This is a genomic window from Streptomyces sp. NPDC050388, from assembly GCF_040655635.1.
In the GTDB taxonomy this organism is placed as follows: domain Bacteria; phylum Actinomycetota; class Actinomycetes; order Streptomycetales; family Streptomycetaceae; genus Streptomyces.
The window spans coordinates 44459-56662 of record NZ_JBFAKH010000016.1; the positions used below are offsets into that span (position 1 = coordinate 44459).

A 12204-nucleotide genomic window follows, 5' to 3' on the forward strand; every position below is an offset into this window, starting at 1 on the left:
CCTTCAGGAGCGCAGGAAGTCCGCCAGGCCCTCCACCAGCCTGTCGACGTCCCCGGCGTGGGTGTAGGGCGCGAGGCCGACGCGAAGGCCCCCGGCGTCGCCCAGGCCCAGCCACCGGGAGGCCTCGAGGGCGTAGAAGGAGCCGGACGGCGCGTGGACGCCGCGGTCCGCCAGGAACGCGTAGGCGTCCGTCGTGCTGCGGCCGTCGAAGGTCAGCAGCAGGGTGGGGGTGCGGTCGGCGGCGTTGGAGTGGACCGTGATGCCGTCGAGGGCGCTCAGCGCCTTGTCCATCCGGACCCGCAGGGCTTCCTCGTGCTCCTCCAGTGCCGCGAACCCCGCGGCCAGCCGCTCGCGCCGGGTTCCCTCGGCGTCCGTGTCGAATCCGGCGAGGAAGTCGACGGCGGCGCGCGTGCCGGCGAGGAACTCATAGGGCAGCGTGCCGAGTTCGAAGCGTTCCGGCACCGCGTCCGTGGAGGGCAGGAGCTTGTCGGGACGCAGGGTCTCCAGCAGTTCGGGGCGGGCGGCGAGAACGCCGTGGTGCGGGCCCAGGAACTTGTAGGGCGAGCAGGTGAAGAAGTCCGCGCCCAACTGCGCGACGTCGACCAGGGAATGGGCGGCGTGGTGCACGCCGTCGACGTACGTCAGCGCACCGACGCCGTGCGCCAGACGGGAGATCTCCGCGATCCGGGGACGTGTACCGATCAGGTTGGAGGCTGCGGTCACGGCTACCAGCCGCGTACGCTCCGACAGGACGGCCGCGATGTCGGCGGGGGTCAGTTCCCCGGTGGCCGGGTCGAAGTCGGCCCAGCGGACGGTGGCACCCGCCCGGGCTGCCGCCTGGACCCAGGGCCGGATGTTCGAGTCGTGGTCCAGCCGGGTCACGACCACCTCGTCCCCCGGTGACCAGGTCCTGGCGAGGACGCGGGAGAAGTCGTAGGCGAGCTGTGTGGCGCTGCGCCCGAAGACGATCCCCGCCGGGTCGGCGGCCAGCAGGTCGGCCATGGCCCGGCGGCTTTCGGTGACGATGGTCTCGGCGTTGCGCTCCCCCGCCACGCGGTGGCCGCGGTTCGACAGCGGGAGGGACAGGGCGTCGGTGATGGCCCGGATGACGGGTCGGGGGGTCTGTGAACCACCGGGGCCGTCGAAGTGGGCGATCCCGGCGGCCAGCGCGGGGAACTGCGCGCGGATGGCGTCGATGTCGTACGTCACGAGAACTCCCGTTCGGTCACTTGCGCGAAGGTGGTGCGGCCGTCGGTGGTCGACGGATCGACGAACCGACGAATCGATGGAGCGATGGAGCGATGGAGCGATGGAGCGATGGATCAGAGTCTCTTGGACGCTGCCGAGGGTCTCATCCGGCGGCTGCCGGACGCGATCAGCTTCCGGTCACGGTCGGGCGGGGCGACTCGTCGACGTGGAGCGTGAAGACGTCGGGGCGGGCGTAGTGGCCGACGGGGTCGAAGTCGAAGCGCGCCCGGACGAGGTCGTCGAGGTCGAGTTCGGCCGTCAGGATGCCCTCGCCGTCGCGGAGCGGCCCGGCCAGGACGTCGCCGAGCGGGGAGACGATGACCGAGCCGCCACCGATCAGGACCGTGTCCGGTGCGTCGCCCTGGACGGGGTGGAGGTCGGCCGGCAGGGCGTCGCGACGCAGGTACTGGCAGGCGCTGAGGACGAAGCAGCGTCCTTCCAGGGCGACATGCCGCATGGTGGACTGCCATGCCTCGCGGTCGTCCACCGTCGGCGCGCACCACAGGTCGACGCCCTTGGCGTACATGGCGGTACGCAGGAGCGGCATGTAGTTCTCCCAGCAGATGGCCGCACCGAGGCGGGCCGTGCCGGTGTCGACGACGGGGAGGGTGGAGCCGTCTCCCTGCCCCCACAGGTAGCGTTCGCCCGCCGTGGGCATCAGCTTGCGGTGCAGGCCCCGGTAGCCGTCGGGACCGAAGAAGAGCGCGACGCAGTAGAGGGTGCCGCCGCTGCGCTCGACGGCGCCGACCACAGCGTGGCAGTCGAGTTCCCGGGTGACGGCGGCCAGCGTCTCGACCTCCGGGCCGGGGACGTCGATGGCCGCGGCGTGGTAGCGGCGGAAGAGGTCGCGGCCCGCCGGGGTGCGGCTGCCGACCGTGATGCCGAAGTCCAGCCCCTTGGGGTAGCCGCCGAGGTACGCCTCGGGCAGCACGACCACCCGGGCGCCCCGGCCGGCGGCCTCACGGATGAGTTCCTCCGCCCGGGTCAGCGCGGTCGGCGTGTCGAACAGCGGGGCCGCCGCCTGGACGACGGCGACGGTCACGGTGCGACGGGGCTGAACAGGCGCGGCGGGGACGGCAGCAGTCATGCGTCGACCGTAGGAACCCTCGCCCTCGTCCGGCAAACTCATCTTTGCGATGATCGACATCTATGAGACCGAATTCCGGAAGGCCGACCTGAACCTGCTGGTCGTCTTCTCCGCTCTGATGCGGGAGCGCAGCGTCACCCGGGCCGCCGCCGCCCTGCATCTGAGCCAGAGCGCCACCAGCGCCGCCCTGGGCCGACTCCGCGGGCTGTTCGACGACGAGTTGTTCACCCGCACCGGTGGCGGTGTCGAGCCCACACCGCGCGCCGTCGCACTGGCCCGCCGTATCGAGCCGGCCCTCGGGCTGATCCACGGCGTGGTCACCGACCGGGACCGCTTCGACCCCCGCACGGCCCGGCGCGTCTTCACCCTGGGCATGTCCGACGATCTGGAGGCTGCGCTCATGCCCCGGCTGCTGGCCGCAACCGCCGGACTGCGGGGCGTCCGGCTCGCCGTACGGCAGGCCAACCGGAACACCGTCACCGGCATGATCGACCGGGGCGAGATCGACCTCGGGGTGTCCGCCGCCCCCGCCCACGGGGCCGATCACCGCAGCCACAGCTTGTTCGACTCCGGCTACACCTGCCTGTTCGACCACCGCCTGCTGCCTCTTGGGACCCCGATCACCCTGGACGACTATCTGACCCACCCGCACCTGCTGATCTCCTACGACGGCCGGCGCGGCATCGTCGACGACATCCTGGAGGCACGGGGACTGGAGCGCCGGGTGATCGCCTCCACCACCCACTTCGCCGGAGCCGCTCTCCACCTCCCCGCCCTGCCCGCCCTGGTCACGCTCCCCACCCATGCGGCCACCGTCTACGCCGAGGCCCTGGGCCTGACCACCTCCCCGCCGCCCCTGCCGATGCCCACCTACACGGTCAGCTCGATCTGGCACGGCACCCTCACCGACGATCCCGCCCATCTGTGGCTCCGCCGCCTCGTCGGGGACGCGGCCCGCGGGAACCGGCGGTCCTGAGCCGGGTGCCGGCATGACGGGCGGGCCGCGACGACCACGTCGCCGGTCAGGCAGGCGTGTTCACGGAGCCAGTTCCCAGTCCTTGACGTCGGCGAGCGGCCCGAGGGTGTCGGGGCGCATCTCGGTCGCGAACTCGAGGCCGTCACGCACCCGGTGGGGCCAGTCCCGCTGCGCGAGGGCGCCCTTGCCGAGCGCGACGACGTCGGCGGCCCCGGAACCCAGTACGGCACGGGCGGCCTCCGGGTCTCCCAGACCGCCGTTGGCGATCACCGGCAGCCCGCTGAACTTCTTCGCGAGCTCGGCCAGGGTCTCCGTACCGGTGGAGAAAGCGGGCTCGAGCGCCTTGTGTTCGGTGGTGTGCAGGAAGTGCGCGCCGGTACGGGCCAGGGTGGTGAAGATGATCTCGGCGTCCTCGGCGCCGCCGGCCCAGCGGTGGTGGAAGTCGCTGACCTTGGACTGGGAGATGCGGATGCCGACCGCGATCTCGGAGCCCACGGCCTGGAGCACCTCGTCCACGACCTCGGCCGCCAGGCGCACGCGGTTCTCGACGCTGCCGCCGTATTCGTCCTCGCGCCGGTTGAGGTAGTCGGTGAGGAACTGGTCGAGCAGGTAGCCGTTCGCGCCGTGCACCTCCACGCCGTCGAAGCCCGCTGCGGCCGCGCGGCGGGCCGCGTCCGCGAAGCCCCGGCGGATGTCCGCGAGTTCACGGGCATCCAGGGCCTTCGGCGTGGCGTAGGGGCCGCTGCCCCGGTAGAAGGCGAGCTGCTCGCCGCGTGGGGCCACGGCGGAGGGGCCGACCGTCCCCTGGCGGAGGCTGTTCCCCTGGGACTGTGCGCCTGCGTGCATGAGCTGGGCGAACACGGCGCTGCCCGCCGCGTGCACGGCCTCGACCACCGGCCGCCATGCCTCGCCCTGGGCCTCCGTCGCGAGCCCCGGCTGGTACAGATAGCCCTGGCTGTGCTCCGTGTCGGGGTAGATTCCCTCGGTGATGAGCAGCGCGAAACCGCCACGGGCGAATCCGGCGTAGTAGCGCGCGTTGCGGTCGGTGACCATCCCGTCCTCGGTGGCGCTGATCCGCGTCATGGGGGCCAGGGCGGTGCGGTTGTCCAGGCGGACTCCGCCGAGGTCGATGGGCGTGTACAGCAGGTCGTCGGTCGCGCCGTGCTGCGGGGTGGGGTCGGTCAAGGATCTCTCCGTTACGCCTGGGGTCCTGTGCGGAAGTTCTCGACTCGGCCCGGCTCGTACGGCACGTGGTCGTGCGGGCCCGCACGACCACGGACCGCCGACGGATCACCGGCGGACCACCGACGGACCTTGTCGGAACTTTTTCGTACTACGAGATTCAACGTACCACGGGGCGTAGACTCCTCATGTGTCCACTCATGCAAGGCGTGCGCCCGCCAAGAAGGCCCTCCCCCACCCCGATCTGCGCGAGGTCCCGGTGGACCTGGTGCTGCGCGCCCTCGGCGAGCCGCTGCGGCTGGGCATCGCACGCTCCCTCGCGCGGGCCGGCCACCCCATGAACTGCAGCGCGTTCGGGCTGTCGGTGTCCAAGTCGACCTCGACGTACCACTTCAAGGTCCTGCGCGAGAGCGGCGTCATCTCGCAGTTCGAGGAAGGCACCTCGCGCTACAGCGAACTGCGCGAAACGGAGCTGGAGCAGCGCTTTCCCGGGTTGCTGACCGCCATCCTGACCGCGGAGGAGCCCGCCACCACGGAACCTCCGGGGCCGGAACGGGCACAGGCGGGGGTGCGGCCCACCCGGTGAGCGGACCGCCGCCGCGCGCCTGGACGACGTGATCGAACAACTCCGGCCATCGGCCGCCGCACCGCCGGCGCCGGCACCGCGCACGAACCGCCGCCGAGCGGCCCGCGCACCCCTGGCCGGAATTTGACATTAGGTCGACTTATGGATCATATAGTCCATGCTTTGGGCATCTATTCACGCGGCGTGATGCGCGCGGCGTGACCGCCCCCGACCTCGACGTGAATGAGCCAGACCGTGTCCCACCCCGCCGTCCCCGCCCCGCCCGCCGCCGATTCCGCGGCGGAGTGGGACACCTGGCGTGCCGAGCGCCGTCGCGCGCTCACCTCGCCGACGGGAAACCTCGCCCTCGTCGAGACCCGCTGGCTGCCGGCCGGTGAACGTCCCGACGTCGAGGCGGCCCGGGCGGGGCAGCCGGACACGGTGACCGTCACCACACTGGAGCGCACCGACCGCGTCACCGGCGCGCCCGAGCACGGGCTCCGGTTCTGGGACTCCGCGGCACCGGCCCTCCGCCACTTCGAGGGCACCGACGCCTTCCCCCACGACCCGGCATGGGTCCTGGAGGCCTCCTACACACCGGTGCCGGGTGCCCGGCGTGTCCCCTTCGAGCACATCCGCGACAACGGCGGCACCCGTGACCTGGTGGTCCCGGGGGACATCGAGCTCACGCTGGACGGACACACGTACACGCTCAGCGCCTTCGACGACGACGGCACCCTGCTGCTGGTCTTCGGCGACCCGACCAACGGCGCCACCACCTACGGGGCGGGGCGTTTCCTGTTCGTGCGGCGGACGGCGGACGACGACCGCCGGGTCGTGCTCGACTTCAACCGCGCCTTCGTCCCGCCCTGCGGCTTCTCCGACCAGTACAACTGTCCGATGCCGCCGCGGCAGAACCGCTTCCACCTGCCCGTCGAGGCCGGCGAGAAGCTTCCCGTCTTCCGCGACGGCTTCCCGGCGCAGCGCTGATCGCCTCCGCCGTCTTTCCTCCCCCCTCCTCGCAGCACGAAGGCACACCCTGTCATGAGCATCAAGAAGTCCTCCCTGTACGGCACCGCCACCGCGGTCACGCTCGCCCTGGCCCTCTCCGCGTGCGGCGGCGGTTCGGGGGGCGGCGGCGCGGTGGGCGGCACGTACGACAAGGACGCCACCGTCAACATCGGCTCCCTCTACGAGCCGCAGAACCTGGACAACACCGCGGGCGGCGGCCAGGGCGTCACCGAGGCCCTCAACGGCAACGTCTACGAGGGGCTGTTCAAGCTCGCCGACGACGGCGAGGTCGAGCCGCTGCTCGCCGAGGACCACAAGGTCAGCGAGGACGGCCTCACCTACACCTTCACCCTCCAGGAGGGTGTGACGTTCCACAGCGGCAAGCAGCTCAGCAGCAAGGACGTCAAGTACAGCCTGGAGCGGGTGCTCGCCGAGGACTCGCAGTCCGCCCGCAAGAGCAACCTCGAAGTGATCGAGGACATCGCCACCCCCGACGCCCGGACGGTGAAGGTCACGCTGTCGAAGCGGTCGATCTCCTTCGTCTACAACCTCTCCTACGTCTGGATCATCAACTCCGAGGCGAAGGACCTGAAGACGAGCGAGGACGGCACGGGGCCGTACCGGCTGAAGAAGTGGACGCGCGGATCGGCCCTGAGCCTGGACCGGTTCGACGGGTACTGGGGTGAGGCGGCGGCCAACAAGCAGGTCGTCTTCCACTACTACAAGGACGCGACCGCGCTGAACAACGCGCTGTTGACGAACGCCGTCGACATCGTCACCAGCGAGCAGTCGCCCGACGCCCTCGACCAGTTCACGTCGAACCCGAACTACAAGGTCAACGACGGCAACTCCACCACCAAGCTGCTGCTCGCCTTCAACGACAAGGCCGAGCCCTTCACCGACGTCAAGGTGCGGCAGGCCGTCTCCGCCGCGATCGACGACAAGAAGCTGCTGGAGTCCGTCTGGGGCGGCTACGGCAAGCTCATCGGCTCGATGGTGCCTCCCACCGACCCGTGGTACGAGGACCTCACCGACGTCGACACCCACGACCCCGCACGGGCCAAGAAACTGCTGAAGGAGGCCGGTCACGCGGACGGCTTCAGCTTCACCCTCGACACCCCCAACTACGACCCGCACCCGACCGCCGCGACGTTCATCAAGTCGGAGCTGGCCAAGGTCGGCATCACCGTCAAGATCAACACGATCACGTCGGACGAGTGGTACACGAAGGTCTACCAGAACCGCGACTTCACGGCCACGCTCCAGGAGCACGTCAACGACCGCGACCTGGTCTGGTACGGCAACCCCGACTTCTACTGGGGCTACGACGACAAGCAGGTCACCCGCTGGGTCGAGGAGGCCGAGGCGGCCGCCACCGAGGCGGAGCAGACCGAGTTGCTGAAGAAGGTCAACCGCAAGACCGCCGAGGACGCGGCCAGCGACTGGCTCTACCTCTACCCGCAGATCGTCGTGGCGAACACCAAGCTGTCCGGCTACCCGCTCAACGGTCTCAACTCGCAGTTCTTCGCCTACGACATCAAGAAGAAGAGCTGATGACGCGGTACCTCCTGCGCCGCTCCGTCTTCCTGCTGGTGTCGCTGGCGCTCGCGAGCGTGGTGCTGTTCGCGCTGCTGCGTCTGCTGCCCGGCGACCCCGCCAACGCGCTCACCACGGTGGGCGCGACCCCCGAGCAGATCGCGGCGGCCCGGCAGTCCATCGGGTCCGACAAGCCGCTGCCCGAGCAGTTCACGCACTGGCTCGGGCAGCTGGCGAGCGGGGATCTGGGAACCTCGTTCGTCAGCACGCTGCCGGTCGGGCCCGAGGTGGCCGCCCGGCTCGACGTGACGGTCCCGCTGACACTGGCCGCGTTCGTCCTCGCGGTCCTGATCGCGCTGCCGGCCGGGTTCGTGGCCGCCTACAAGCGGCGCACCTGGTACGGCGGCCTGCTCAGCGGTGTCTCGCAACTGGGCATCGCCGTACCGGTGTTCTGGCTCGGTATGATCCTCATCGCCGTGTTCGCGCTGAACGCGGGCTGGCTGCCGGCCGGCGGGTTCCCGCCGGACGGCTGGTCGCTGCCCGGCGAGGCGATCCGGTCGCTGGTGCTGCCCGTGGTGACCATCGCGCTGGTGATGAGCGCGTCGCTGATCCGGTACGTCCGCTCGGCCACCCTGGACGTCCTGGGCAGTGACTACCTGCGCACCGCACGGGCGTTGGGCTCCTCGTTCGGACAGGCCATGTGGCGGCACGGGCTGCGCAACGCCTCCGTGCCGGTGGTCTCCGTCCTCGGTGTCGAGCTGGCGTCCACACTGCTCGGCGCGGTGGTCGTGGAGTCGGTGTTCGCGCTGCCGGGCCTCGGCTCCCTGCTCGTCACCGGCATCGCCCAGCACGACTATCCGGTCGTCCAGGGCGTGCTGTTCGTCTCCACCCTGGCCGTCCTGCTCATCGGCTTCGCCGCCGACCTCGTCCAGCGGATCATCGACCCGAGGCTGCGCGGCAGCCTCGCAGGAGGTGCCCGATGACCGGGGCCGCCGTCGAACGGCGCCGCCCGGTGCGCTCGTACACCCTGCTCACCGGGTGCGTGCTCGCGGCCCTGATCGCGCTGCTCGCGCTCGTCTCGCTGGTGTGGACCCCGTACGACGCCGACGACACCTCCGGCGGCCGGCTCACCGCTCCCGGGGACGGCCATCTGCTGGGTACCGACAAACTCGGACGCGACCTGTTCACCCAGGTGATGATCGGATCGCGGATCGCCGTCGAGGCCGGGCTGGGTTCGGTCCTGATCGCGGCGACCCTCGGAGTCCTGCTGGGGCTGCTCGCGGCCTTCGCGCAGGGCTGGCTGGACGACACCCTCTCCGCGTTCCTCGACATCCTGATCGCCTTCCCGACCCTGCTGCTGGCGATGCTCATCGTCGCCGCACGTTCGGCGACGCTCGGTTCGGCCGTGCTGGCGATCGGACTCGCGCAGAGCGCGGTCGTGGCCCGGCTGACCCGCATCCTGGCCAAACGAATCCTGAACCAGGACTACATCACCGCGGCCCGTGTCTCCGGCACGTCCTGGCCGCGTACCGTGGCCCGGCACGTCCTGCCCAACATCTGGCCGACCCTCGCGGTCAACCTGGCCCTCCAGTTCGGGCTCGCCGTGCTGGCCGAGGCGGGCCTGTCCTACCTGGGCCTGGGCGCACCGCCGCCCAACGCCTCGTGGGGCCGCATGCTCCAGGAGGCGCAGGCCACCTTCACCACCGCGCCGGCCGGCGCGCTCGCTCCCGGCGTTCTGCTCGTCCTGCTGGTCGTGGGCGTGAACCTCGTCGCGGACGGCCTGCGCGACACCCTCGACCCGACGACCCGGCGAAGGCGCGCATGACCCTCCTCGACATCCGCGGCCTCACCCTGCGCACCGCGGACGGAACCACACTCGTCAACGATCTGTCGCTGTCCGTCGCACGCGGCGAGCGGCTCGGCCTCATCGGCGAGTCGGGCTCCGGCAAGTCGCTGACCGCGCTGGCGGCCCTCGGCCTCCTGCCGGAGGGCATCACCGCCACCGGCAGCGTCGAGCTCGCCGGAACCCAGATCGTCGGCGCGCGTGAGGAGCACCTCACGCGCGTGCGGGGGCGGGACGCCGCCGTCGTCTTCCAGGAGCCGCTCACCGCCCTGGACCCGCTGATGCGGGCGGGCAGGCAGGTCGCCGAACCTCTGCGCAGGCGGGGGCTCAAGGGCGCCGCCCTGAAGAAGGCCGTCGTCGACGCCCTGGAACAGGTGCGGCTGGCCGAACCCGACCGTATCGCCCGGTCCTTCCCGCACGAGATGTCCGGCGGCCAGCGCCAGCGGGTCGCGCTCGCCATGGCACTGGCCTGCGAACCGAAGCTGCTCATCGCGGACGAGCCGACCACCGCACTCGACGTGTCCGTGCAGGCCGAGATGCTCGACCTGATCGACACCCTCGTGCGGGAACGCGGCATGGCCGTCGTCTTCGTCAGCCACGACCTCGCCGTGGTCGCCAGGATCACCGACCGTGCCCTGGTCATGCGCGGGGGCCGCGCCGTCGAGGAGGGAACCCTCCTCGACCTCGTCCGCTCACCGAACCACCCCTACACCAAGGCGCTGGTGGGCAGTGCCCGGCGGCTGGAGTCCGCCCTGAACCTGGGGGACACCCGATGACACCGACGCCACCACCGCCACCGTCGCCGGTCCTGGAGCTGAAGGACGTCTCGCTGCACCACCGGGGAAGCGCCACGCCCGCCGTGCGGGACGTCTCCCTCACCGTCGAGGCCGGCCGCAGCCTCGCGCTCGTCGGCGAGTCCGGCGCGGGCAAGACGACTCTGCTGCGGCTGCTCCTGGGCCTGGCCCGGCCGACCCGGGGCACGGTCGGCTTCGACGGCGCCGGGCTGAACGTGCGTGACCGCCGGCAGATGCGGCACTTCCGGCGCAGCGTGCAGTGCGTCTTCCAGGACCCGTACTCGTCGCTCGACCCCCGCAGCCGCGTCGGCGGCATCGTCGCCGAGCCGTTGCGCTCCCTGGGCCTCGACTCGAAGGCCACGGCGGTCCCCAAGGTGGCCGAGGCGCTGGAGCGGGTGGGGCTGCCGGCGGACGCGGCCGAACGCTATCCGCACGAGTTCTCCGGCGGCCAGCGCCAGCGCATCGCGATCGCCCGGGCGACGGTGTGCCACCCGCGGGTGCTGCTGGCCGACGAGCCCGTCAGCGCGCTGGACGTCACGACGCGCGTCGCCGTGGTCGATCTGCTCGCCGAACTGCAGCGGGAACAGGGGTTGACCGTGGTCATGGTCTCCCACGACCTGTCGGTCGTGGCGTCCCTGTGCGAACGCACTGCCGTCCTGGAGCGCGGACGGGTCGTCGAACAGGGGGACACGGCACAGGTGCTGGGCTCCCCCGCGCACCCGTACACCCGTCGGCTCCTCGAGAGCGTGCCGCGGCTTCCCGTGTGAGGCGCCGGGAACCCGCCCGGTCCGGCGCCGCGGGGCGGATCGCCACGGTCGGCGGGGCGGAAGAGGTCCTGCTGGGCGCGCTGTTCGACGTCACCCCCTATTCTGGCTTCGGTGCCAGGCGGAGACCCGGCACCGAGGCAGCGGGGTGGCTGCACGCCGGATTGAGGGGGAGTCGGCTGATGAACTGGATCTGGTGGGTACTCATCCTCTTCTGGACGGGCGGTTTCGCGTGGGCCGCCGACAACGTCCGCACCGCGCTGCGCAACCGGCACGAACGCAAGCTCGAACTGCTGGAGGCGGCGAAGCAGGAACGACTGGCCGTCGAAGCGGCGCACAGGCCCCCGGAACCGGTGTGCGGGTGCACCCACCACCTCGCCAAGCACGACAAACAGGGGCGGTGCCACGAGCGCGTCGAGGTGCCGACGGCCTGGGACGAGAACAAGAAACCGTTGCGTTACGAGGCCGGGGAGTGCAACTGCCAGCAGTACGTCGGGCCCCAGCCGCTGTCCCAGGTCTACGCGGAGGAGCTGACGGACCGGGCGTGAGGTGGTCGCTCCGGGCTCCGGGCTCCGGGCTCCGGGCTCCGGGCCATAATGATCGCCCCGGAGCGGACCGCGACCGACGCGGGTGATCAAGTGAGGCGATGCGACAGTGTGGCCACGTGTCAACGGTATGCGCGCGATGGAACTCGGTACCCCCGATGACCTGCGGACCGAACTGAACTCCCTTGTCCTGGAAGGACGGAAGACCGCCACGACCGGTCTGCTGGCCGAGTACGTCGAGGAGACCGAGGGTCTGGAGTTCGTCGGTGAGCGGTTGGCCCTCGTGGACAACGACGGCCACGCCGTCACCACCATCGAGATCACCGGGGTGGAGCTGACCTCCTTCAGCGAGGTCGACTGGGAACACGCCGCCGCCGAGGGTGAGGGGGACGCCTCCCTGGAGGAGTGGCGCGCCGGGCACCGCCGTTTCTGGGAGCGCGAGGGCACGCCGGTTCAGGACGACACGCCCGTCGTGTGCCTGGCCTTCCGCGTCGTCCCCGCTGCCGGCCCGTCCACACCCGCGTGCGCGAAGTCCTCGCACCGATAAGCCTCCCCCGGGGGCTCCTCGACGCCCCCCCACCGAGCACGTCCGGCACCGACGCGCGTCGCAGCCCGGGTGGCCTGCCGGGCCGTGGGTGACGACGAGGCCGCCC

13 protein-coding genes are annotated in these 12204 nt (G+C 71.2%); 10 read left to right on the plus strand and 3 right to left on the minus strand.

What is annotated here, in order from left to right; translation table 11 throughout:
* Window positions 1-3: 3 nt before the first annotated feature.
* Both AB0I73_RS11895 and AB0I73_RS11900 read right to left on the minus strand, forming a co-directional pair.
* Window positions 4-1209, minus strand: coding sequence for a cysteine desulfurase-like protein (locus AB0I73_RS11895; RefSeq protein WP_363036278.1), 1206 nt, complete (start codon window positions 1207-1209; stop codon window positions 4-6).
* Window positions 1210-1375: 166 nt separating this feature from the next.
* Complete coding sequence (locus AB0I73_RS11900) at window positions 1376-2335, minus strand: nitrilase-related carbon-nitrogen hydrolase (protein WP_363036280.1); 960 nt, start codon at window positions 2333-2335, stop codon at window positions 1376-1378.
* 49 nt (window positions 2336-2384) lie between these two features.
* Here AB0I73_RS11900 and AB0I73_RS11905 point away from each other — a divergent pair, with 49 nt between their 5' ends.
* Window positions 2385-3311, plus strand: a complete 927-nt coding sequence (locus AB0I73_RS11905) for a LysR family transcriptional regulator (protein WP_363036282.1) — start codon at window positions 2385-2387, stop codon at window positions 3309-3311.
* Window positions 3312-3371: 60 nt separating this feature from the next.
* On the opposite strand, the gene AB0I73_RS11910 is transcribed toward AB0I73_RS11905, so the two are convergent.
* Window positions 3372-4496 carry an NADH:flavin oxidoreductase gene (locus AB0I73_RS11910; RefSeq protein WP_363036284.1) on the minus strand — a complete coding sequence of 375 codons (1125 nt, stop codon included), beginning with the start codon at window positions 4494-4496 and terminating at the stop codon, window positions 3372-3374.
* 187 nt (window positions 4497-4683) lie between these two features.
* Between AB0I73_RS11910 and AB0I73_RS11915 the strand changes: the two genes are divergently transcribed.
* The 9 genes from AB0I73_RS11915 to AB0I73_RS11955 all read left to right on the plus strand — a co-directional run bounded on the left by AB0I73_RS11915 (window position 4684) and on the right by AB0I73_RS11955 (window position 12098).
* Window positions 4684-5079: a helix-turn-helix transcriptional regulator gene (locus tag AB0I73_RS11915; RefSeq protein ID WP_363036286.1), complete on the plus strand. Its 396-nt coding sequence runs from the start codon at window positions 4684-4686 to the stop codon at window positions 5077-5079.
* 222 nt (window positions 5080-5301) lie between these two features.
* The gene (locus AB0I73_RS11920) at window positions 5302-6048 is read left to right on the plus strand and encodes a DUF1684 domain-containing protein (RefSeq protein ID WP_363036288.1); all 747 of its coding nucleotides are present in this window, start codon (window positions 5302-5304) and stop codon (window positions 6046-6048) included.
* 54 nt (window positions 6049-6102) lie between these two features.
* Window positions 6103-7623: an ABC transporter substrate-binding protein gene (locus AB0I73_RS11925; RefSeq protein WP_363036290.1), complete on the plus strand. Its 1521-nt coding sequence runs from the start codon at window positions 6103-6105 to the stop codon at window positions 7621-7623.
* Window positions 7623-8588 carry an ABC transporter permease gene (locus tag AB0I73_RS11930; RefSeq protein WP_363036292.1) on the plus strand — a complete coding sequence of 322 codons (966 nt, stop codon included), beginning with the start codon at window positions 7623-7625 and terminating at the stop codon, window positions 8586-8588. Before AB0I73_RS11925 ends, AB0I73_RS11930 begins: the two co-directional genes overlap by 1 nt.
* Window positions 8585-9430 carry an ABC transporter permease gene (locus AB0I73_RS11935; protein ID WP_363036294.1) on the plus strand — a complete coding sequence of 282 codons (846 nt, stop codon included), beginning with the start codon at window positions 8585-8587 and terminating at the stop codon, window positions 9428-9430. Before AB0I73_RS11930 ends, AB0I73_RS11935 begins: the two co-directional genes overlap by 4 nt.
* On the plus strand, window positions 9427-10224 hold the full coding sequence (locus tag AB0I73_RS11940) for an ABC transporter ATP-binding protein (RefSeq protein WP_363036296.1): 798 nt from the start codon (window positions 9427-9429) through the stop codon (window positions 10222-10224). Before AB0I73_RS11935 ends, AB0I73_RS11940 begins: the two co-directional genes overlap by 4 nt.
* A complete protein-coding gene (locus AB0I73_RS11945; protein ID WP_363036298.1) occupies window positions 10221-11009 on the plus strand; it encodes an ABC transporter ATP-binding protein in 789 nt (262 codons plus the stop codon). The genes AB0I73_RS11940 and AB0I73_RS11945 overlap by 4 nt, the downstream gene beginning before the upstream one ends.
* A 179-nt stretch (window positions 11010-11188) precedes the next feature.
* On the plus strand, window positions 11189-11554 hold the full coding sequence (locus tag AB0I73_RS11950) for a hypothetical protein (RefSeq protein WP_363036408.1): 366 nt from the start codon (window positions 11189-11191) through the stop codon (window positions 11552-11554).
* A 136-nt stretch (window positions 11555-11690) separates the two neighbouring features.
* A complete protein-coding gene (locus tag AB0I73_RS11955; RefSeq protein ID WP_363036299.1) occupies window positions 11691-12098 on the plus strand; it encodes an ASCH domain-containing protein in 408 nt (135 codons plus the stop codon).
* Window positions 12099-12204: the final 106 nt, after the last annotated feature.

What these genes read in the sequence shown, in the direction of transcription:
- AB0I73_RS11900 (WP_363036280.1), bottom strand. Translation starts at nt 2,335, where the DNA reads ATGACTGCTGCCGTCCCCGCCGCGCCTGTTCAGCCCCGTCGCACCGTG.
- AB0I73_RS11905 (WP_363036282.1), top strand. Translation starts at nt 2,385, where the DNA reads ATGATCGACATCTATGAGACCGAATTCCGGAAGGCCGACCTGAACCTG.
- AB0I73_RS11920 (WP_363036288.1), top strand. Translation starts at nt 5,302, where the DNA reads ATGAGCCAGACCGTGTCCCACCCCGCCGTCCCCGCCCCGCCCGCCGCC.
- AB0I73_RS11925 (WP_363036290.1), top strand. Translation starts at nt 6,103, where the DNA reads ATGAGCATCAAGAAGTCCTCCCTGTACGGCACCGCCACCGCGGTCACG.
- AB0I73_RS11930 (WP_363036292.1), top strand. Translation starts at nt 7,623, where the DNA reads ATGACGCGGTACCTCCTGCGCCGCTCCGTCTTCCTGCTGGTGTCGCTG.
- AB0I73_RS11935 (WP_363036294.1), top strand. Translation starts at nt 8,585, where the DNA reads ATGACCGGGGCCGCCGTCGAACGGCGCCGCCCGGTGCGCTCGTACACC.
- AB0I73_RS11940 (WP_363036296.1), top strand. Translation starts at nt 9,427, where the DNA reads ATGACCCTCCTCGACATCCGCGGCCTCACCCTGCGCACCGCGGACGGA.
- AB0I73_RS11945 (WP_363036298.1), top strand. Translation starts at nt 10,221, where the DNA reads ATGACACCGACGCCACCACCGCCACCGTCGCCGGTCCTGGAGCTGAAG.
- AB0I73_RS11950 (WP_363036408.1), top strand. Translation starts at nt 11,189, where the DNA reads ATGAACTGGATCTGGTGGGTACTCATCCTCTTCTGGACGGGCGGTTTC.
- AB0I73_RS11955 (WP_363036299.1), top strand. Translation starts at nt 11,691, where the DNA reads ATGGAACTCGGTACCCCCGATGACCTGCGGACCGAACTGAACTCCCTT.